Source organism: Rhodococcus sp. TAF43 (assembly GCF_052113525.1).
Lineage (GTDB): Bacteria > Actinomycetota > Actinomycetes > Mycobacteriales > Mycobacteriaceae > Prescottella.
In genome coordinates this window covers 26,543-46,880 of sequence record NZ_JBFRDL010000041.1, presented here as the reverse complement: position 1 = coordinate 46,880, position 20,338 = coordinate 26,543, and the positions used below count along the sequence as shown (strand labels likewise).

Here is a 20,338-nt window from a genome sequence, read left to right as displayed (position 1 = left end):
CTTGGGTCGTACACCGCCCGCACGTGGTCAGCTACAGGTCAGCGGATCGCTGCCTTGCCGTCCTTGATGGTGATGACACCATGCTGGAAGTTCTGCTCGACACCACCCGGGATGTCTCGCTGGTCACCGATCGGGAAGCCGAGACGGCCGTTCTCGTAGTTCTCGTCCTTCCAGGCGTCGAAGATCGGGCCGTTCTTGACCGACCATGCGCCGCTGGCGGGGCTCCAGTAGATGTTGCCGTTCTGGAACCGGTTGAAGCGACCGCCGTCCTTCACGGGAACCTCGTTGGTCAGCGGCAGGCCGAGCCAGCCGTTCTCCCAGTTCAGTTCGCCGTACTTCTTCATGATCAGGCCCTGAACCGCATTCGCTCCGGTCTGCGGCGTCCAGTAGACGGCACCGCCCTCGAAGCTCTGGATCAGGCCTTCCTTGCCCGGGATCTTGACCGCGTCGTCAGTCGGGTAGCCCAGTCCACCGGTCTCCCAGCCCAGCTTGGACCAGGTGTCCCGGATCGGACCGCTCACCGCGTGCGCGCCGGTCTGCGGCGTCCAGTAGACCGAACCGTTCTGGAAATGGTTCAGACGCCCGCGGCCGTCGGCCAGCACGATCTCGGGGGTCGTCGGCATTCCGAGGTCACCGGCCGGTCCGCCGGCACCCTGGTACGCACCACCGATGCGTCCCGCGACCGGGTACGTACCGCTACCCGAGTGGAAGATCCGACCGAAGCGGTAGTCCTGCGCCACACCGCCGGGCACGGAGTACTCACCGGTGAGGCAGTCGCCGATCCACTTGTTGCCGTTCGCGACCGGCGCGATGGCACCGCTCGGACCGCAGGCCGGCTTGTCGACCTCGACGCCGAGCGAGTTGGCGAGCTGCGGCCACAGCTGGTGCAGCTCGAACTCCCAGTACGGCCACGAATGCGTGCCCGACGGACGGTAGTTCACGGTTGCGGGGATGTTCAGCTTGCGCAGCTTGGTCGTGAACGTCTGCGACGTGAGGCGCGACAGGATCTCGAGACCCATGCCCGCGTAGTTGGTGCTGATGCCCGGGATGCCGGACGGCTGGTCGTAGGGACCCGTCGTTCCGCTGCCGCTGGAGATGTAGAGGCTGACGCCCTTGAGCTTGTCGGCCAGCAGGTACGGATCGTGCGCGGCCCACGCGTCGTTGGTGGGGTTGCCCCACATCGCGTCGGCGTCGAATCCGCCGGCGTCGTTGATCGCGTACGAGATGGCCTGCGGCATACCGAGCGTCGTGGTCGTCAGGATGCCCGACAGCGAACCGGCGAACTTGAAGAAGCCCTGGTTGCGCGCCGAGAGCATCATCGCGGACGTGCCGCCCATCGACAGGCCGACGACACCACGCGTCTGCGTGGTCCGCCACTGGCCCTCGAGGATCGGCGGGAGTTCCTTGGTGAGGAACGTCTCCCACTGGTAGTTGTGACCGTTGTTCTGGTCGAGCCAGTCGGCGTAGAAGCTGGAGTTGCCGCCGATCGGCAGCACCACGTTGACGTTCTTGTCGGCGAAGAACGCCTCGGCGTCGGTGTCGAGCGTCCAGCCGTTCTCGTCGTCGCGCGCACGCATGCCGTCGAGCATGAAGACGGCGGGGAACTTGGCGTCCGGCTTGGCATTCCAGTCCCGTGCGAGCAGCAGCTGCACCTGGATCGGGACGCCCATCGACGGCGAATTGACCCACACCGCGACCCGACGATCCGTGAGCCAGTCGACGCGCTGGACGGTGCCCGGCACCCCGGACTGCATGGTCGAGGGCGCCTCGGGGGAGCCGATCGACTGGGCGACAGCGGTGCCACCCGACGTCAGGCCCGCCGCGATCGGCAGCACGAGCGCGGCCGCGGCGAAGCCGAGCGCCCGCTTGCGCCAACCTCCCCCGGCTCCTTCGCGGCGCTGTGGCCGCTCGAGACCTAATCGCATCGGGACAACTCTCCTTCGTCGTGGCGGACGCCCCCAACTGGGCCAGAACATCGCTTCCTTACTACACGGAAGGACCTTCGAAGTGGGGTTGCCGCGCTGGTGGGATAGTGAATTTGTCGTTACAGAATGCGACATGCCATCCCCCGCGCCCGAGGGCGTGGAGGATGGCATATCGGTTCAGGTCATGGTTGCGGTCACCGAGCGCCGAGCGCGTCGAGGATCTGACCACGGGCCTTCCACAGTTCGTCCGACCAGTAGCCCCATGCATGGGTGCCGTTCGCCGGGAAGCTGTAGGTGGCCGGGATCTTCAGCGTGGCCAGGCGCAGCTGGAACGCGCGGGTGTTCGCCAGCGACAGCGCCTCGAGGCCCATCGCATTCGCCGCGTTGTAGTAGTCGATGGCCTTGCGCGGGTTGTCATACTTGCCGGGCAGACCGCTCGCCGCCGAGATGTACATCGACAGGCCCTCGAGCTTCGGCGCGAACACGAACGGGTCGTTGCGCAGCCAGTTGGGGCTCCACGGCGGGCCCCACATCGAGTCGACGTTGAAGCGGCCGGCGTCGAGCATTGCGACGCGGATCGCCTCACGCATGCCAGGCGCCGAGATGTGCAGGTACCCGGAGAGCGACCCGGCGAACTTGAACTGGTCCCGGTGGTAGGCGGCCAGCGTCAGTGCGGCCGAGCCACCCATCGACAGTCCGAGGACGGCGTTGTTGCTGCGCGAGACACCGCGGGTCGCGAGGTAGGCCGGAAGTTCCTTGGTCAGGAACGTCTCCCACTTGTAGGTGATCTGCTGCCCGTTGAAGTTGCTGGGCGCGTACCAGTCCGTGTAGAAGCTGGACTGGCCGCCGACCGGCATCACCAGGGTGACGTCGTCGAGGCGGAACTGGTCGAGTGCGTTGGTCTCGAAGGTCCACGCGTTGGCGTCATCACGAGCACGAAGACCGTCGAGCAGGTAGAGAGCGGCGTCGCCACCACGGGCGGCCCACTGGACCTGCACCTTGACCGGCCCCATCGACGAAGGCACCGAGAGCTCTTCGTATCCGCCCGCGGGAGCAACGGCGCGCGCCGGAGCGGCAGTTGCGACTGCACCGCCCGCGATTCCGGCGGCGAGAGGCAGCACCAGGGCGGCAGCACCGAGCGCCATCACCCGCTGCTTGAAGCGCCGGGTCAACCTTTGTCGATCAAAACGCATGGATACTGCTCTCTCTTCGTCTTCGTCTGCGGCGCCCCGCTCAGGAGAGTGGGCACCGTCGGATTCCGTCGGGAAACAAGGCATTTACCGGCCCGCTTTCGACAAGGCCGGTAGCGGACCTCATCCAAGTCACACTGCGCTCGGTGGACTTTATGTCACGGTTTGCGTTGACACAAATGGCACTCAATGCAACGGCGAGGGATCTCCTCGTGTGCCGCTCGTCACGTGATTGGATCGATTCGTCGCAGCGTAGCGTTACGCAAACGAGACACTTCGACCCGGGTGAACCCTCACGACGTCGGAGTTCCGAGCCCACACCTCTGGATCTCGTACGCCGGGATGCGGTCGATCCGATAGTCGGCGAACTCGAAGGACCGTCGGAAGTTCTGTTTGAACCGGGCCCACGTGAGATCCGAGCGATAGGACGTGAGCAGATCCTGGGTCTGCGGGCAGGTCAGCGCCGTTCGAGCATCCGCCACCCAGCGCTCATCGATGAACGGCGGCAACCACGGATGCACTGGCACCATCCCCGTGTCGGCGACGAGCCAGTCCGGGAGCAGGTCCTTGTCGTGGCCGATGCGTCCGTCGGCAAGTCGATCCGTGTGCGCGGCGATGGGGTTCGCCAGTCCGATGTTGTCGACCACACGAACGTCCAGCGGGACGTTCATCGCCGCCATTCCGAGCATCGGGAAGAACACCGTGTGGCCGGCGCCGCCCGGCGGGATCGGCACCGGAGGCGGAACCACCCACATGAAATCTTGGGCGCCGGAGGACATCAACAAACCACCGTCCGGGGTGTCCGCGATCGTCTCGACGATCGCGCGTACCCGCGGGAAGTCGAGGTAGTCCTCGGCACGGATCGGGTGCTTGTGGCCGGTGTTGAGCGAGTAGAACGCTCGCTCGTCGACGATGCCGCTCCTGCCGACAACGGTGCCGTTCGGCATGCCGACGAGGCTGGCGGCCCATGCGGCCCACCCCACGATGCCGACCCAGACCGCGAGCGATCCGGCACCGAGGATCATCGCCCGCCGGTCCTGCCGGTCCCCTGCCCGCGGCACGCGGATCGGGACGACGGCGACCGGCAGCAGCAGGCAGAAGAGGGCCGGCAGCAGGGTGCGTCCGTGCATGAAGTCGCCGCCGACGCGAATGGCGTACGCCGCCAACAGGGCTCCGCCGACCAGGATGAAGGCCACGACCCCACGGGTGCTGCGCAGCCAACCGCGGAATCGGAGTACCCGCGACGGCGCGGAAACCGCGATCTCAGCGGTGCGGGTGGACCGGGTCAGGCACCAGACGAGCCCGGCACCGACGCCGAGCAGAAGCAGTGGAAGCCACAACAGATACGGCCCGACCAGGTTGCCGAGGTAGGTGAAGCCCTGGCTCCATTCGGAACCGCCGGCTTCCTTCGTCACCGCCGTGTTCGGGTACGGCAGACCGTAGTAGCCCATGCGGAAGATCTGATAGGCCACCGGCACCAGGCCCGCCACGACGACGACCGCGGTCCTCGAGCGCCAGTCCATTCCGGTCGAGAGGAGAACCATGAGGAGGGCGAGGGCGCCGAGGATCGCCATCTCGGGACGCACCAGCGGACTCAGCCCGGCGACGAACGCCAGTGTGAGGACCGAGGCGCGGGACGGGTCGGCGGCCTGCGCCCATCGCACGAGCAGCAGCGCCAGCAGGGCGATCCAGAAGATGACCAGGCAGGTTTCCAGACCGGAGGTCGCGAAATCCCGGGCCGGGGGCAGGGCGATGTAGACGAGGACTCCGGCGGGCAGAAGCACCATCGTGCTGCCCGATGCCGACATGGTCGGCGCGTAGAGACGCCGGGCGGTGAACATTGCCAGCACCATCGCACCGACCGACATGACCAGGGCGATCGTCAACACGACGTACTCGAGCCGGGCCTGCGTGATCCAGCCGAAGGCGTAGACGACGTACGTCCACAGCGTGCTGGTGTTGGCTTCGACGCGCTCCCCCGCGTTGAAGACGGGACCGTTGCCGGCGAGCAGATTCCGGACCGTGCGCAGCACGATCAGCCCGTCGTCGGCGATCCACCGTCGCTGCCACGCACCCCAGGCGAAAAGGAATGCCGTGACGACGACACCACCGACGAACACGGCGCGGCTGATGCGGTTGCCCTGGGGGCTCCGATCAACTACGGGTTCGTCGGTGGTGCGTGTCGGCTCAGATGAGGTAGAGAGCGACACCTACTACTCCGATCCAGGCAATCGCGAGGAACTGGAGCACTCGGTCACCAAGCGCAATCTCTTCGGGCTCGCCCGCCTCGCCACCGTCGACGTCCACTGCGTATCGCAGGATAGCGATCGTGAAGGGCACCATCGAGATCGCGAACAGGTTGGTGTCGTTCGCGCGATCCTGCTCGAAGGCCCACAGCCCGTAGCAGATCACGACAGCCGTCGCCGACAGCGTCCACACGAACCGCAGGTAGGTGCCGGTGTAGTACTCGAGGGACTTGCGGATCTTCGCGCCGGTGCGCTCCGCCAGCTGGAGCTCGGCGTATCGCTTGCCGGCCGCCATGAACAGCGATCCGAACGCCATGATCAGCAGGAACCACTGCGACAGCGGAATCTCGGCGGCCACACCACCGGCGATCGCGCGCAGCAGGAAGCCCGACGAGACGATGCAGATGTCGAGGACGGCCTGGTGTTTGAGGCCGAAGCAGTACGCCAGCTGGATCCCGATGTACACGGCCATGACGACCGCGAGCTGCCAGTTCGCGACGAACGACAGGAGGATCGAACCGGCGAGCAGGACGACGGCCATGCCGTAGGCCATGTTGACCGGCAGCACGCCGGCCGCGATGGGCCGGAACCGCTTGGTGGGGTGTGCCCGATCGGCCTCGACGTCCATCGCGTCGTTGACGAGATAGATGCCCGACGCCGCCATGCAGAACACGACGAACGCGATCGCGACCGGCAGCAGGACGTCGCCCTGTGTGACGGACCCGGCGGCCAGCGGGGCCGCCAGCACGAGCACGTTCTTGACCCATTGGCGCGGACGGACGGCCTTGACGATGCCTCCGGCCAGCGTCTTCGGGGGTCCGGTGACGACCGCCGGCTCCTCGCTCATTTCACTCCAAACTTCTGCTCGGCCCGCAGCACTGCTGCTGCGGACACGGCGCCGAGTGCCGACCCCGCGAGCACGTCGGTCGGGTAGTGCACCCCGAGAACCAGGCGCGAGAGCAGCATCGGCGGGACCAGTACCGCAGGCAAGGGTAGCCCGGTGAGTCGACCGAGCAGCACCGCCGCCGCCGTGGTGGATGTCGCGTGCGAGGACGGGAAGCTCAACTTGCTCGGCGTCGACACGTTGATCTGGACGGACGGGTCGTTCGGCCGGGGACGGCGGACGACTCGCTTGATGACGATCGACGCCGCGTGCGCGCCGACCGCGCCGACCGCGACGCCTGCCCAGCGCCGACGTCGCGGCTTGTCCAGTGCCGCACCGACACCGGCGACGGCCACCCAGCCGAGCGCGTGTTCACCGAAGTGCGACAGCCCGCGCGCCGCGCGGATCACCTGGGGCCTGGACCCGATCGTGGCCTGCACGGTCTGCAGGATCCGGACCTCAGATGCCGAAGACACGTTCCCACCTCTCCTTGCTGGTCAGCTCCGGCGCGGCGGCCTGGTACTCGCGCGCGAGTTCCGGGAACCGCTCGGCGAGCTCGCGCCGCAGACGCAGCGATTCCTTGAGCAGCCGCGCCGCGACCTTGGGGTCGCGCTTGCGGTAGACGACGCCGCGACCGTCGGCGGTGGTGACGGTGACACCGTCCACCTGCGACAGCAGGAACCAGCGAGCGTCGAGCGTCGGCACGTTCAGCTGCGGCTGCTCGAGGTGCTCGGGCTTGGACTTCTTGACGTTGTGCACCAGACCCTTGACCAGGCGGGTGGCGATGGCCACCTTGTTGGTCGGGAGGCTGACGTTGCCCACGTCCTCGCGGGACGGGAGCGGCAGGCTCGTCGAGGACGGCAGCACCACGGCGTCGGGGTATTCCTTGCGCAGCGCGTGGACGGTGCCCAGCGCGGTGGGCAGCAGGTCGGCGACGTGCTCGGGCCCAGCGAGGAAGTCCTGGATCGCGAGGTTCTGGATCGCGACCGTGGAGTACTCGAGGCACAGCAGGTGCTTGGCGGTGGCCTTGACCGTGTGCAGCACCAGCCCGTTGATGCTGTCGGGCATGTGCAGCGCCGCGACGACGAGGCGATTCCTCAGGTGGAAGTACGCCTGCCAGTCGATGGCGTCGTCCTTGTCGCTCCACGCCATGTGCCAGATCGCGATACCGGGCACCGTGGCCGTCGGGTAGCCGGCACGCTGGGCGCGCAGCGCGTACTCCCAGTCGTCCCACTTGATGAACAGCGGCATCGGGAGACCGATCTCCTCGGCGCAGACGCGGGGGATCATGCACATCCACCAGCCGTTGCCGTCGACGTCGATGCGCCGGTGCAGGTTCTTCGAGTTCTCGCGGTCGCTCAGCGGGTACTCGGAGAAATCGTGGTCGTACTCGGCGTTCGGCGCACCCGTCCACATCGTGACGGAGCGGTCGATCACCTCGCCCATCGTGTGCAGGTGGCTTCGTTCCTGCAGGTTGAGCATCTGGCCGCCGACGAGCATGGGGCTCTTGGCGAACCGCGACATCGCGAGCGCGCGCAGGACCGAGTCCGGCTCGATTTCGATGTCGTCGTCCATGAACAGGATGTACGGGCTGTCGGTGTTCTTCAGGGCCTCGTACATGATGCGGCTGTAGCCGCCGGAGCCACCGAGGTTGCCCTGGTCGTGAATCGTGAGCTTGTCGCCGAGGATGGCGGCGGCCTCGGCGAAGCCCGGCTCGTCGCGCACCTTGCGGGTGCCCTGGTCGGGCATGATCACGGCGTCGATCACTTCGAGAACGAGGGGATCGGACGCCAGCGCTGTGAGCGCCTTGACCGCGTCGGTGGGGCGGTTGAAGGTGGGGATTCCCACCGCGACGCGGCCCTCACCCGGGGCGTCGACCGGCGCGTACCAACCGGCGCTGCGCAGTTCCACCTCGGCGTCGGTGGTGATGTCGAACCAGATCCAGCCGCCGTCCTCGAACGGGCCGAGATCGATGTCGAACTCGAGAACTCCTTCGCGGAACTCCTTGCCCTCCACGTGGATTCGAGAACCGTCCGCCTTCGATCGGTAGACGTCGACCCGGCAGTGCCCGAACAGTTCGAGCCGCAGCACGACGGATTCGAGGACGGTCCACCGCCGCCAGTAGCTCGCGGGGAACGCGTTGAAGTAGCTGCAGAACGACACCTCGGACTCGGCACCGATCGAGACCGACGTGCGCGACGTGGCGTGCGCGCGGCGCGCGTTGGTCTCGGATTCCTCGGTGTAGAGGCTGCGGACGTCGAGCGGTTCACCGGCGCGCGGGAGCAGGACCCGCTGCAGCAGCGCGCTCACGCCTGGTCTCCGGCCAGCGGCTCACCGGACTCGAGGTGCGGACGCAGCGTGTTGTCGAACATCGACAGCGCGCTCGCGATCGCCATGTGCATGTCCAGGTACTGGTAGGTACCGAGGCGCCCGCCGAACAGGACCTTCGCGTTGGCCGTCTCGGACTTCGCGCGGTCGCGGTAGGCCTCGAGCTTCGCGCGGTCCTCGGGGGTGTTGATCGGGTAGTACGGCTCGTCGCCGCTCTCCGCGAAGCGCGAGAACTCGCGCATGATGACCGTCTTGTCCTTGGGGTAGTCCCGTTCCGGGTGGAAGTGGCGGAACTCGTGGATACGGGTGAACGGCACGTCGGCGTCGTTGTAGTTCATGACCGGGGTGCCCTGGAAGTCACCGCAGTCGCTCAGCACCTCGGTCTCGAAGTCGAGGGTGCGCCAGCCCAGCTCGCCCTCGGAGTAGTCGAAGTACAGGTCCAGCGGGCCGGTGTACACGACGGGGGCGTCGGGGTTGGCGGCGCGCAGGTCGTCGCGGACGTCGAACCAGTCCGTGTTCAGCCGGACCTCGATCTTGGGGTCCTTCGCCATGTTCTCGAGCCACGCGGTGTAGCCGTCGACCGGCAGACCCTCGTAGGTGTCGTTGAAATAGCGGTTGTCGAACGTGTACCGCACCGGCAGGCGGGTGATGTTGCCGGCTGGGAGGTTCTTCGGGTCGGTCTGCCACTGCTTGGCGGTGTACGCCTTCATGAACGCCTCGTACAGCGGGCGACCGATGAGGCTGATCGCCTTCTCCTCGAAGTTCTTCGCGTCCTTGCTGTCGAACTCGGCGGCCTGCTCGGCGATGAGCGCACGCGCCTCGGCCGGCGAGAAGTAGCGGCCGAAGAACTGCGACACCAGCCCGAGGCCCATCGGGAACTGGTAGGCCTGGCCCTTGTGCATCGCGAAGACGCGGTGCTGGTAGCCGGTGAACTCGGTGAACTGGGTGACGTAGTCCCAGACCCGCTTGTTCGACGTGTGGAACAGGTGCGCGCCGTACTTGTGGATCTCGATCCCGGTTTCGGGATCGGCCTCCGAGTACGCGTTGCCGCCGAGGTGGTGGCGGCGCTCGACGACGAGCACGCGCTTGCCTAGCTGCGTCGCAGCCCTCTCGGCGATCGTCAGACCGAAGAATCCGGATCCGACGACGATCAGGTCGTACTGACCTACGGACGGTGCGGGCGCGTTTTGGGCAGTCACGGAAAACAGGGTAGGCGACTCCGCCGCCTGTGCGCCTTTCCGGTGGCGCGAACCACCGAAAAGGCGCACGGGCGCCCAGCGCCTACAGGTCGAGCGCGAACGCGAGCATCGCGTCGCTGACGAATGACGCGGTCCCCTCGCCGTGCCGGTCGTAGTTCGCCGCGAACCGGGGGTCAGCCACATACATCTGGGCCAGGCCCGCGAACTCGTCGGCGCCGGGGCGACGCCCCTGCCAGCCCGCCGCGACCCATTCGTAGTGCCGACGGGTGATCTCCCGCACTTCGGGGCCGTCGGGCGCAAGTCCGGCGGCGTGGGCGCGTCCGTAGTCGGCGGCGATGTCGAGTTGCTCCTGCTGGAAGCTGTTCTTGTCCGCGTCCGGCAGCGCGCGCCACCAGGCGTCGCTGCTCCGGTACGCCTGCTCTCCCCACCGCTCGATCACCTCGTCCTTGTATCGGGTGTGATCGAATCCGTCGAACATCTCCTCGGCCATCAGTGGCTCACCTCTCCTCGTCTTGTCCAGGGTCGTGCGCACCGACGCGATCTGACGTTGCAGTCGAGCCTGTTCCTGCTCGAGCAGGTCGAGGTGGGTGCCCAGTGCCGTGACGGCGTCGGTCTCGCCGCCGAGCACGTCGGCGATCGCGGCCAGCCCCAGCCCCAGTTCACGCAGCAGCAGGATCCGCTGCAGCCGCACGAGCGCGGCCTGGCCGTAGAAGCGGTACCCGTTGGCCCCGATGCGGCTCGGCTCGAGCAGGCCCAGGCTGCCGTAGTGCCGCAACGTCCGGCTCGTGGTTCCGGTGATCCGCGCCAACTGCTGGATGGACCACTCTCCGGGTCGGTTCACGTCGCACCTCCTCGACCTCGATCTTCGTCGGTCCTTCCAGCGTGCAGGTTGACGCGACGTCAAGGTCAAGCGGAGAACAGAAATCGGGCAGGACCCACGGAGAGTTGCTGATTCTCCTGGGGTTCCTGCCCGATTCCCTCAGGCGCCGGCTGTCGGCGTCCTCCTTCTATCCGGTAGCGCTTCCCGGCTCGATCTCACCGCTGCCCTGAAGCACCTGCTGCAGGACGACGCTCGAGTCGACGACCTGCGCACCCAGCGTCGGCGTCCACACGATGGTGCCGCCGGCGTAGGCACGGAACTTGCCCGACTCGTCGGGCAGCATCAGCTCCGGGCCGGTGGGTTCACCGAGACTGCCCGCCGGTCCCCCGAGTTCGCGGTACTTGGCGTCGATCAGCGACTCGGGATCTGCGACGTCGGCGACGGCCGCGACATCGACAGGCTCGGCGATCGGCAGTGGTCCGCTCGAGCCCGGCAGGGGCGGGAGCGGGGGCAGCGGCGGAAGCGGGGGCAGCGGGAGAGACTCGAGCGAGCCCGGCGTGATCTCCGGCAGCGGCGGCAGTGGGATCGACTCGAGCGAACCCGGTGGCAACGGGATCGGCAGTCCCGGGATCGGCCCCGGTGCTCCACCGCCGCCCACTGTGAACCAGTCCGACTTGAGCCCGAGCTTCCACCGGGCTTCGTCGCCGGTCGCCTCGACGGTGCGGGTCGAGCCGGCGACCCGCACCCGGGTCACGCGGCCGCCGTCGGCACCCAGCCCGTTACGGCCGATCACCTCGAACGAGAACAGTTCGCCGACCCCGAACGCGTTCGCGATGGCCCCGGCCGTGACGGTCTGCGTCCAGTTGCGGTTCGGCGACATGACGTCGCCGTCGTCGGGGACGGCCGGGAAGACACCGCCGGCGGTGAATCCACCGGACGAGGACGAGAACTCGGCGGCCATGGTCTGGTTACCGCGCTTGAGCACGGTGCCGGCGGTGGAGTTCACCGCGTCGGTGGTCCGGCGGTCCTCGTTGGACGACCCGCGATACACCTGGCAGGACTGGGTGTCGCAGGTCTGCGCGTACCCGTAGCGGCGCTCGGCCGCGGCGTACGAACGCGCCGCGATGGCCTGGGCGCGCAGCGCCTCCCGCCCGCCGGAGTCGGCCCACGACGGGACCGATTCGGCCGGCACCACACCATAGAGATAGTCCTCCATCAGTACCCGGTTCACGGTCCGCCAGGCGCCGTTGCCGTCGCGCGTGGCGTTCATCGCGCCGCGATACGGCACGTTGCCGTCGCACAGTCGCAGGTGTTCGTTGGCCGGACGGTTCCCGCCGAGGTTCACCGGGTCGACCCACGGATGGTTGGTGGAGCCCCGCCAGATCTCGCGGCCGGTGCACCCCTCGGTGACGGTGACATCGGCGCCACCCGGCGTCGGGGTGAGGTGCGCGGAGGAATTGGGCCCGAAGTAGCGACCCGCGACGTTGAGTCCGGCCTGCGAGTAGACGTCGAGGCGCTTGTCGTCGCGGCCGAGCAGTCGCACGGCCACCCACGGGTCGTCGACTCGGCCGAGGGTGGTGTTGCCGTAGTAATGGCCCACGATCCGCTCCGCTGACCAACCCTGATTCTTGGCGTAGCCGTAGGCGCCGTACTGGCCCATCCCGCGGCCGTGTCCGTAGCCGTGACCGTTGAGCGTGATGGATGTCTCGGCGGCAACCACCGGCGCGATCGCGGGTTCGGAGTCACGCTCGAATGCGGCGAGTCCCACCACGGCTCCCACCGCGAGGGCCGGGGCCAGCCCGAATGCTGTCAGTCGGGCCAGGGACCAGGAGGGGCCGGTCACGGATCGTCGGCGGATACGGACACCGCGATTCGTGACTCTGCGGAGACGGGGGGTCGCCATACTGCGCTCCTCATCGGTGAAGGGTCCGGAACATCGCGCGAGGTCCGGAAACGGTCGTGCCGACGACGCAGCTGCCGTGGATCTGGAGCGAGGCAGCCGCCCGACCTGCACACTCCCAAAAGGCTCAAGCTAAGGTTGAGCGTTATGGATGTTGCGACTAGTGTGGCAACTGTGACTGGTGTTGGCAACAGCTACCACTGAGGTAACACCAATCACATCAGTAACATCTGCATCACAAGTTGCAGACATCCTCGGATGATCTGTGGACTTCCTCCCGGGGCAGCCCCCAGGATTCAGTCCGAACCCCGACCCCACCGGGATCGGTCCGGCCGAGAGGTCGCTCGCAGCGCACGAAGACACCCCGCGCACTACCACGAGGAGAATTCGCCTTGCCGCACCGTCGACCGAAGAACTCGATCGTTCTGGCCGCAGTCGCCGCGGTGGCAGTCGCCACGCCGTTCGCGGTGCAGGCCCTGAACAGCGACCAGTCCGATGTCCGCTCCGCCAGTGATTCCTACCCGACGATCGAGACCCAGATCGCGGAGGTCGTCCTGGCCTCGGTTCCGGACATCGTGATCCCGCTCAAGGAACTCACCGGGCTCGATCTCCCGGACATCCACCTGCGTGACCTACCGCTGCCGACCCAGATCCCACTTCCGGGTGGCGGTTCACTCGACCTGCCGTCACTGACCACGCCGGACGCGCCGGGCGACATTGCCGCTCCCACACCGGCACCGGCGCCCGAGACGACGACGGTCCCGGCCGATCAGCTCGGTGCCACGGTCAAGGAGATCACCCGGGACGAGCCGTTCTCGATGGTCGCGCTCACCGCGCCGGACCTCGAGTCGACGGTGACGAAGCTCCGCGCGAAGCTCGCCGACGGGTCGTGGGGTGAGTGGTTCACCCCCGACGTGATCGAGAGCGGCAGCTCCGACATGGCATCGCAGTCCGGCAAGCAGGGCACCGATCCCGTGTTCGTCGGCGAGACCAATGCGGTCCAGATTCTCGTGTCGCCCAAGGACGGTGCCGCCGCCGGCACCGCTGGAACCGGCGAGCAGGCAGCGCCGGCCGCAGGGGCCCCCGCGGAAGCGCCCGCCGAGTCCCCGGCCCCGGACGCAACGGCCGAGACGCAGCAGCCGCTGGGCTACGTCCCGGCAGCGGTGTCCAAGCCGCTCCACGCGGCCACCGTCAACGCGAACGACATCGCCGCCGTCCTCATCAATCCCGGTAGCGGACCGCAGGATTCGAACCTCTCCGACATCGCGACGCCGACGTCGGTGAACGGCATCAACGTGATCTCACGCAAGGCGTGGGGCGCCGACGAGGGCATCCGCTGCCAGAACCCGACCTACGACGACTCCACCGGTGGCGCGACCGTGCACCACACGGCCGAGAACAACAACTACACGAAGGACCAGTCGGCGGGCATCGTGCGCGGCATCTACGCCTACCACGCGCAGACGCTGGGCTGGTGCGACGTCGGCTACAACGTGCTCGTCGACCGCTTCGGCCAGATCTTCGAGGGACGTTTCGGTGGCCTCGACCGCCCCGTCCAGGGTGCGCACGCCGGTGGCTTCAACGAGAACACCGTCGGTATCGCCATGATGGGCAACTTCGTCAACACCCCCGCACCGGCCGCGACGATCGAGTCGGTGGGCAAGTACCTCGGCTGGCGGCTCAAGCTCGCGAACCTGAACCCCAAGGGCTTCACGACCATGTACTCCGAGGGCACCTCGTTCACGAAGTACCCGCTGGGCACGGCCGTGAATCTGCCGATCATCTTCGCGCACCGCGACGTCGGCTACACCGAGTGCCCGGGTGACGCCGCCTACAACCAGATGAACCAGATCCGTGACATCGCCGCAGCCAACTACGGCGGCGGAGTCGGCGGCCCGCCGCCCACGAACCCCAGCTCGGGCAACAACAACGGCGGGAACAACGGCGGGAACTCGCTCGACCTGGCACAGCACATTCCGGCCGTCGTCAACGGGATCCTGTCGATCGCCGACTCCAACCCGATCGCACAGCAGTGGCTGGCCATGGGCGGCAACCGCAGCATGCTGGGCGACGCCATCACCGGACTGCTGACCACCGCGACCGGACAGCTGTACGCGTTCTTCCAGAACGGCGCCATCTTCACCTCACCGCAGGGCGGGGTGGTCACGATGCTCGGCGAGATCTTCAAGTCGTGGCAGGCGTCCGGCGGCGCACTGAGCGACATCGGTCTGCCGATCAGCGACGAGTACCGGGTGGCCAACGGCTTCCGCAGCGATTTCGAGCGTGGATCGATGATCTTCGACGAGACCACCAAGCAGGTCACGACGATCCTGAACTCGCCCGCAGCGGCACCGGCGGCGGCCCCGGCCGCAGCAGCACCGGCGGGCACGGTCTCCGAGGCCCCGGTCCAGATCAACTGATCACCGCTCGCGACAACGAAAGCGCTTCCGCTTCCACACAGTCGGCGGATTCCAGGCGTTGTCGCGACACGCGAACCGAACACGAAGTGCTTGCCACGACCGAGGTCGTGGCAAGCACTTCGTGTTCGACGATCCGGTTTGCTCTCACATACCCGACGCATGTTCCTGTTCGACGACCCAAGCCGCGATCTGCGCCCGCGAAGTGAACCCCAGTTTCGTCAGGACATGCTCGACGTGCCCGTCCACCGTTCGTTGCGAAAGTACGAGTCGGGCCGCGATCGCCTTGTTCGTCAGGCCCTCGGCGACCAGCTCGGCGACCTGCTGTTCGCGCTTGGTCAGGTCGGTCGGGGCACGGGCGGCGGCGGTCCTGTCGTCGGAGCGCTCGCCGAGGGCGAAGGCGATCGCGGCCTCCAAGTCCAACGAGCGACCCTCGCGGTAGGCGGTTTCGAACGCTCGCGCACCGAGTGCGCGACGGGCTTTCCGCTCGGACTGTTCCTCGTAGGGGAGCAGACTGGGAAACAGAATTGGCGGGCTGCCCACGGTATGCCGCAGTTCGGCGGCGGCTCCCATCATGACAGCGGCCCGCCGAGAGTCGTTGCGCTCGGCGGTAATCCACGCCAGTGCCTGCAGACACGTCGATGTCGTAATCAGATTGTCCACCGGTCGAGTAAACAGGAGTGCCTTTTCGAGTTGTTGTAGCGCGTAATCGCTGTCTCCGTGCCGCCATAGGGCGATTCCCATGGCCGCCAGCGCGTACGACCTGTACACCGACTCGCCGTGAGATTCCGTGATGGCCAGCACCTTCTCGTGATTGGCAAGAGCTCGAGCGGTCTGACCGCTCATTTGGTAAACCCATCCGAGCAGCAGGAGCGCATAGATCCGTGGCGGGAGGTCGTCCGGTACTTCGGGTACCTCGGTGGCCTCTTCGAGGCACTCCCGTGCGCGGTTCAGATCCCCGCCGGCGACAGCGACGAACCCCTCGGCGGCGGCGACGAAGGCGTGCGTCAGGGGGTCGACTCCGGCTCCCGGCACCTCGAGGGCATGAGCTTCCGCGACCCAGGTGTCGGCCGCTGCCAGGTCACCCTGGATCGCAGCGAACTCGGACGCGGCGAAGATCGCCTTGGCGCGTTCGACGGTCGAGTCGCGGCGGGGCTGGGCCAAGGTGCGATCGAGCCAGCGTCGGCCCTCGCTGACCAGTCCCCGGGAGCGCCAGAATTCGTAGAGGGCCGCAGCGATCTGGAGTGCGCTGCCGTCGCGCTCGGAGAGGCCGAACTCGAGGGCTTCGCGCAGGTTCGGCAGTTCCCGCTCCAGCCGGGTGATCCAGTCGAGCTGACGGGGACCGATCCACTCGGCTTCGGCGGCCAGCGTCAGCCGCTGGTACCACTCGCGGTGCCTGCGGCGCAGATCCTGGTACCGGTCGGCGTGCGTGATCGCGTCCCGACCGTAGTCACGGATCGTGTCGAGCATCCGGAAGCGGACCTCGCCGTTCGATCCCTCGCAGATCAGGATCGACTTGTCCACCAACGCGGTCATCGTGTCGAGGGGATTGTCCGGCGCCCCGTCGCCGCCGCACACGTACTCGGCCGCACCGAGGTCGACGCTGCCGGCAAACACCGACAGCCGACCCCACAGCTGTTGTTCGGCGGAGGTGCACAGGTCGTAGCTCCAGCCGATGGCCCCGCGCAGCGTCTGCTGCCTGGTCGGGGCGCTCCGGCTGCCACGGGTCAGCAAGGTGTACCGGTCGGTCAGCCGCTGCAGGATCTGCTCGGGCGAGAGCGTCCGAATCCGCGGCGCCGCAAGCTCGATCGCCAACGGCAGCCCGTCCAGGCGAGCACAGATCGCGGCGACGACGCCCCTGTTCTCGTCGGCGAGTTCGAAGCCCGGTACGGCGGTGGAGGCGCGTTCGGCGAACAGCGTCATGGCGTCGAAGCGGGACACGTTCCGCCGGGAGAGAGTGTCGTCCGGTTCGGGAGTCGTCAACGGGGACACCCTGATCACCGATTCGCCGCCGATGCCGAGTGCTTCTCGGCTGGTGGCGAGGATGCGCAGCTTCGGGCATCTCGTCAGCAGTGTCTGTGCCACGTCGGCGACGGCCGCGATCACCTGCTCGCAGTTGTCGAGCACCAGGAGCGTGGTGCGCGGGGCCAGGACATCGACGAGAACCTCACGCACAGGTCTGGCCGACTGGTCGCGTACTCCCAAGGAGGTGGCGATCTGCTCGATCACCAGCGCGGGGTCGCGCAGCTCGCCGAGTTCGACCAGCCACACGCCGTCGGGAACTGCCCGCTGTGCGGCCGCGGCAGCCCGCAGCGCGAGCCGGGTCTTGCCGACCCCGCCGATGCCGGTCAGCGTCACCAGACGAGCTGCCGACAGGGAATCTCGCACCTGCGACAGTTCGGTGCGGCGCCCGACGAAACTCGTCAGTTCCGTCGGGAGATTTCCCCGGCGTGCCCGGTTCTTCCGCGCATCTCCCGCCGCGATGTCGGTGCCGGCCGACGGTGCGGTCTGCCGTTCGAAAACCGGGTCGGCCTCTGGCGCAGTGTCCGCGACGGACGGGCCGTCGCCACGCTCGAGTCGGCCGAGCTGCTCGCCCAACGCCTCCGGGGTGGGGCGCTGGAGGGGGTCTCGCGCCATCGCCGCCTCGATGGCCGCACTGACGTCGGCGTCGATCCCACTCTCGCGCAGGTCCGGTACGGGTTGGGTGGTGATACGCAAGAACTGTGCGACCAGTCGCTCACCGTCGTAGCGCTCGAACGCGGCATGGCCGGTGAGCGCGCAGAACAGGGTCGCGCCGAGCCCGTACACGTCGGCGGCAGGCGTGGGGGGTTGGCCGCCGAGCACCTCGGGGGCGGTGAAGGCGGGCGAGCCGGCGACGATGCCGGTGGCAGTCTGGAAGCCGCCCGAGATGTGGGCGAGACCGAAGTCGGCCAAGGCCGGCTCACCGTAGTCGGTGAACAGGATGTTCGCCGGCTTGATGTCGCGGTGCACGATGCCGAGCCGGTGCGCTGCCTCGAGCGCCCCGGCCAAGTTCACCCCGAGCCGCAGCACCTCCTGCACCGGGAGGGGGCCGCTTTTGCGAATCCGGGCGTCCAGGGATCCCTGCTGGTGGTACTGCATCACCAGGAACGGTCGCCCCGATTCCGTCTGGCCGACCTGCAGTATCCCCACGATGTGCGGGTGTCCGGTGAGCTGCCCCATCGCGCGTTGCTCGCGCAGGAATCGCGGCAGATTCTCCGCGTCCGGTTCGGCCGCGAACATCTTCACCGCGACCGTCCGGTCGAGACCTACCTGGGTGCAGCGGTAGACGATCCCGAACCCACCCCGCCCGATCTCGACAGCACCGTCGAACCCAACCGCGCTCAACTCCGCGGCGGGGGCCGACTCCACGTTCCGCTGTGTTCTGAAGGGATCGTTCTCGACCATGAAGTCACCTGCGATTCAACTGCCAAACCAGGGTAGCCCGACGCAGGCCGACCTCGTCTTCCCGAATCCGGTGCCGACCGTTTCGTTTCCGACGACCGATTCGTTTCACAGGTTCGTGGTTCCACCGGGCGGATCGCCTCCGGCCGACACCGGACTCGGCACAGTCGTTGCACCACAACATGGTTCACACAGGACCGGAATGCCCCACAGCCGAACTACGTGGTGGGGGCAGGGGTTGTTCTCGGTTCAGTCCGCCCAGATGCGTTCGAGGACCCGGGCCACGCCGTCGTCGGAGTTGGTGGCGGTGACCTCGTCTGCGGCCGCCTTCGCCTCCGGGTGCGCGTTGTCCACGGCGACACCGTGACCGGCCATCGCCAGCATCGGGATGTCGTTGGGCATGTCCCCGAACGCGACGATGCCCGACTCGGGCACCTCGAGGCGCTGCGCCATCAGCTGCAGCCCGGACGCCTTGGTCACGCCCGGCGCCGACACCTCGATCAGACCGTTGTTGGTCGAATACGTCAGGTCGGCCCGCTCCCCCACCAGTGGGCGCAGCTTCGCCGCCATGTCGGCGCTGCTCGCGCCGGGAACACGGATCAGCATCTTGACCGCGGGCGCGGACAGCAGGTCCTCGGGCGCCATCTCCGTGTGGCCGGGATTGAGCCAGGCGTGCTCGTAACCGGGGGCGCTCACGAACTGTGCGGTCGCGGTGTCGTGCGCGGAGGCACCGATCCGTTCGGCCGCCAGGCCGGCGCCCGGTAGCTCCCACTCCACCAGGTCCGCCAGCCACGCGAGGGTCTCGAGCGACAGCGTCGCGGCGGAGATGACCCGGTCGGCTTCCGCGTCGTAGAGCACCGCGCCGTTCGCGCACACCGAGAGCGGCGCGAAGCCCAGACCGTCGACCACCGGGCCGAGCCAGCGCGGCGGGCGGCCCGTCGCGAGGACGAACGGCGTGCCGGACTCGACCACCGCCTGCACCGCCGCCCGGGTGCGGGCGGTGACGCGTTCGTCGTCGTTGATCAGGGTGCCGTCGACATCACTGGCGACCAGGCTGGGGAGTTCGGGGTGCACCGGGCCATTCTGCCCCGTTCGGGCGACTTCCCGCCCCTGGGTTGCGATCGGTGAGCGCAATCTCACCACCCGCGTGGACGGGCCCCGGCCGCTAGCTTGCCCCGGTCTCCTTGTTGCGGCGTGCGGCCGCCTTGGCCTCGGCCTCGTCGGCGTCCATCTTGTTGGCTTCCTCGAGCGTCGGTGCCCCGCCGCCGAGCCGCGCGGGAACCCAGTACTCGCCCGCCGGATGGTCGTAGTTCGCCTGCACCCCGCGGAGCAACTCCTCCATGCGGGTGTGCAGCAGCGCCGTCATCTCGGACGCGGGTTCGAACGGCGCGATCGGTTCGCCGACCGCGATGGAGATGGGGGTGTTCGTTCGTCCGAGACGCTTGGGGAACCCCTTGGTCCACACGCGCTGCGAACCCCAGATCACCATCGGGATCACCGGGGTGCCCGATTCGAGCGCCATCCGGGCGGCGCCGGACTTGAAGTCCTTGAGTTCGAAGCTGCGGCTGATCGTCGCCTCGGGGAAGACACCCACCAGTTCACCGTCACGCAGGGCCTGTACCGCCGCGCGGTATGAGTCGGAGCCGGCGGACCGATCGACGGGGATGTGCTTCATCGCCCGCATCAGCGGGCCGGAGATCTTGTTGACGAAGACGTCGTTCTTCGCCATGAACCGGATGTACCGCTTCACGGCGCGGGCGGGCAGGCCGGCGTAGGTGAAGTCCATGTACCCGGTGTGGTTGATGGCGACCACCGCCCCACCGCGCTCGGGAACGTGCTCCTCGCCGGTCACGGTGAACTTCAGTCCCTGGCCTGCGAATACGACACGAGCAACGCCGATGATCGTTCGGTAGAAGGGTTCCACACCGAGCAGCGTAGTCGTCGGGTGGTGGCCACGGACACATCCGTTCCCACAGACGACACGGTCCCCCGCCTCCGGTGAGGGCG

At 67.7% G+C, this 20,338-nt stretch carries 13 protein-coding genes; 1 reads left to right on the top strand and 12 read right to left on the bottom strand.

Annotation, left to right across the window (positions count from 1 at the left end; all coding sequences use genetic code 11):
- Positions 1-38: 38 nt before the first annotated feature.
- From AB4Z09_RS21305 to AB4Z09_RS21265, 9 genes are all read right to left on the bottom strand, one after another.
- Positions 39-1,925: an alpha/beta hydrolase-fold protein gene (locus AB4Z09_RS21305; RefSeq protein ID WP_174907481.1), complete on the bottom strand. Its 1,887-nt coding sequence runs from the start codon at positions 1,923-1,925 to the stop codon at positions 39-41.
- Positions 1,926-2,119: 194 nt separating this feature from the next.
- Positions 2,120-3,118 (bottom strand): alpha/beta hydrolase, encoded by a 999-nt coding sequence (locus tag AB4Z09_RS21300; RefSeq protein WP_174907480.1) that lies wholly within the window; start codon positions 3,116-3,118, stop codon positions 2,120-2,122.
- A 290-nt stretch (positions 3,119-3,408) separates the two neighbouring features.
- Positions 3,409-5,325: a flagellar motor control protein ZomB gene (zomB, locus tag AB4Z09_RS21295; RefSeq protein WP_302675470.1), complete on the bottom strand. Its 1,917-nt coding sequence runs from the start codon at positions 5,323-5,325 to the stop codon at positions 3,409-3,411.
- On the bottom strand, positions 5,303-6,208 hold the full coding sequence (locus AB4Z09_RS21290) for a decaprenyl-phosphate phosphoribosyltransferase (protein WP_114724123.1): 906 nt from the start codon (positions 6,206-6,208) through the stop codon (positions 5,303-5,305). Before AB4Z09_RS21290 ends, zomB begins: the two co-directional genes overlap by 23 nt.
- On the bottom strand, positions 6,205-6,720 hold the full coding sequence (locus tag AB4Z09_RS21285; protein WP_114724124.1) for a phosphatase PAP2 family protein: 516 nt from the start codon (positions 6,718-6,720) through the stop codon (positions 6,205-6,207). Before AB4Z09_RS21285 ends, AB4Z09_RS21290 begins: the two co-directional genes overlap by 4 nt.
- Positions 6,704-8,554: a glycosyltransferase gene (locus AB4Z09_RS21280; RefSeq protein ID WP_174907478.1), complete on the bottom strand. Its 1,851-nt coding sequence runs from the start codon at positions 8,552-8,554 to the stop codon at positions 6,704-6,706. The genes AB4Z09_RS21285 and AB4Z09_RS21280 overlap by 17 nt, the downstream gene beginning before the upstream one ends.
- Positions 8,551-9,771: a UDP-galactopyranose mutase gene (glf, locus tag AB4Z09_RS21275; protein WP_114724126.1), complete on the bottom strand. Its 1,221-nt coding sequence runs from the start codon at positions 9,769-9,771 to the stop codon at positions 8,551-8,553. Before glf ends, AB4Z09_RS21280 begins: the two co-directional genes overlap by 4 nt.
- A gap of 82 nt (positions 9,772-9,853) precedes the next feature.
- Positions 9,854-10,612 carry a MerR family transcriptional regulator gene (locus AB4Z09_RS21270; RefSeq protein ID WP_442240615.1) on the bottom strand — a complete coding sequence of 253 codons (759 nt, stop codon included), beginning with the start codon at positions 10,610-10,612 and terminating at the stop codon, positions 9,854-9,856.
- 166 nt (positions 10,613-10,778) lie between these two features.
- Positions 10,779-12,494, bottom strand: coding sequence for a SpoIID/LytB domain-containing protein (locus tag AB4Z09_RS21265; protein WP_442240614.1), 1,716 nt, complete (start codon positions 12,492-12,494; stop codon positions 10,779-10,781).
- Positions 12,495-12,883: 389 nt separating this feature from the next.
- Here AB4Z09_RS21265 and AB4Z09_RS21260 point away from each other — a divergent pair, with 389 nt between their 5' ends.
- Complete coding sequence (locus AB4Z09_RS21260) at positions 12,884-14,911, top strand: N-acetylmuramoyl-L-alanine amidase (protein ID WP_442240613.1); 2,028 nt, start codon at positions 12,884-12,886, stop codon at positions 14,909-14,911.
- A gap of 144 nt (positions 14,912-15,055) precedes the next feature.
- On the opposite strand, the gene AB4Z09_RS21255 is transcribed toward AB4Z09_RS21260, so the two are convergent.
- From AB4Z09_RS21255 to AB4Z09_RS21245, 3 genes are all read right to left on the bottom strand, one after another.
- Entirely contained in the window at positions 15,056-18,334 is a 3,279-nt protein-coding gene (locus tag AB4Z09_RS21255) for a protein kinase domain-containing protein (RefSeq protein ID WP_442240612.1), read from the bottom strand.
- A gap of 246 nt (positions 18,335-18,580) precedes the next feature.
- On the bottom strand, positions 18,581-19,405 hold the full coding sequence (locus AB4Z09_RS21250) for an HAD family hydrolase (RefSeq protein ID WP_114724131.1): 825 nt from the start codon (positions 19,403-19,405) through the stop codon (positions 18,581-18,583).
- Positions 19,406-19,496: 91 nt separating this feature from the next.
- A complete protein-coding gene (locus AB4Z09_RS21245; RefSeq protein WP_174907468.1) occupies positions 19,497-20,255 on the bottom strand; it encodes a lysophospholipid acyltransferase family protein in 759 nt (252 codons plus the stop codon).
- Positions 20,256-20,338: the final 83 nt, after the last annotated feature.

Excerpts from the sequence above, each read along its gene's own strand:
- AB4Z09_RS21305 (WP_174907481.1), bottom strand. The coding sequence starts at position 1,925 with ATGCGATTAGGTCTCGAGCGGCCACAGCGCCGCGAAGGAGCCGGGGGA.
- AB4Z09_RS21300 (WP_174907480.1), bottom strand. The coding sequence starts at position 3,118 with ATGCGTTTTGATCGACAAAGGTTGACCCGGCGCTTCAAGCAGCGGGTG.
- AB4Z09_RS21290 (WP_114724123.1), bottom strand. The coding sequence starts at position 6,208 with ATGAGCGAGGAGCCGGCGGTCGTCACCGGACCCCCGAAGACGCTGGCC.
- AB4Z09_RS21265 (WP_442240614.1), bottom strand. The coding sequence starts at position 12,494 with ATGGCGACCCCCCGTCTCCGCAGAGTCACGAATCGCGGTGTCCGTATC.
- AB4Z09_RS21255 (WP_442240612.1), bottom strand. The coding sequence starts at position 18,334 with ATGGTCGAGAACGATCCCTTCAGAACACAGCGGAACGTGGAGTCGGCC.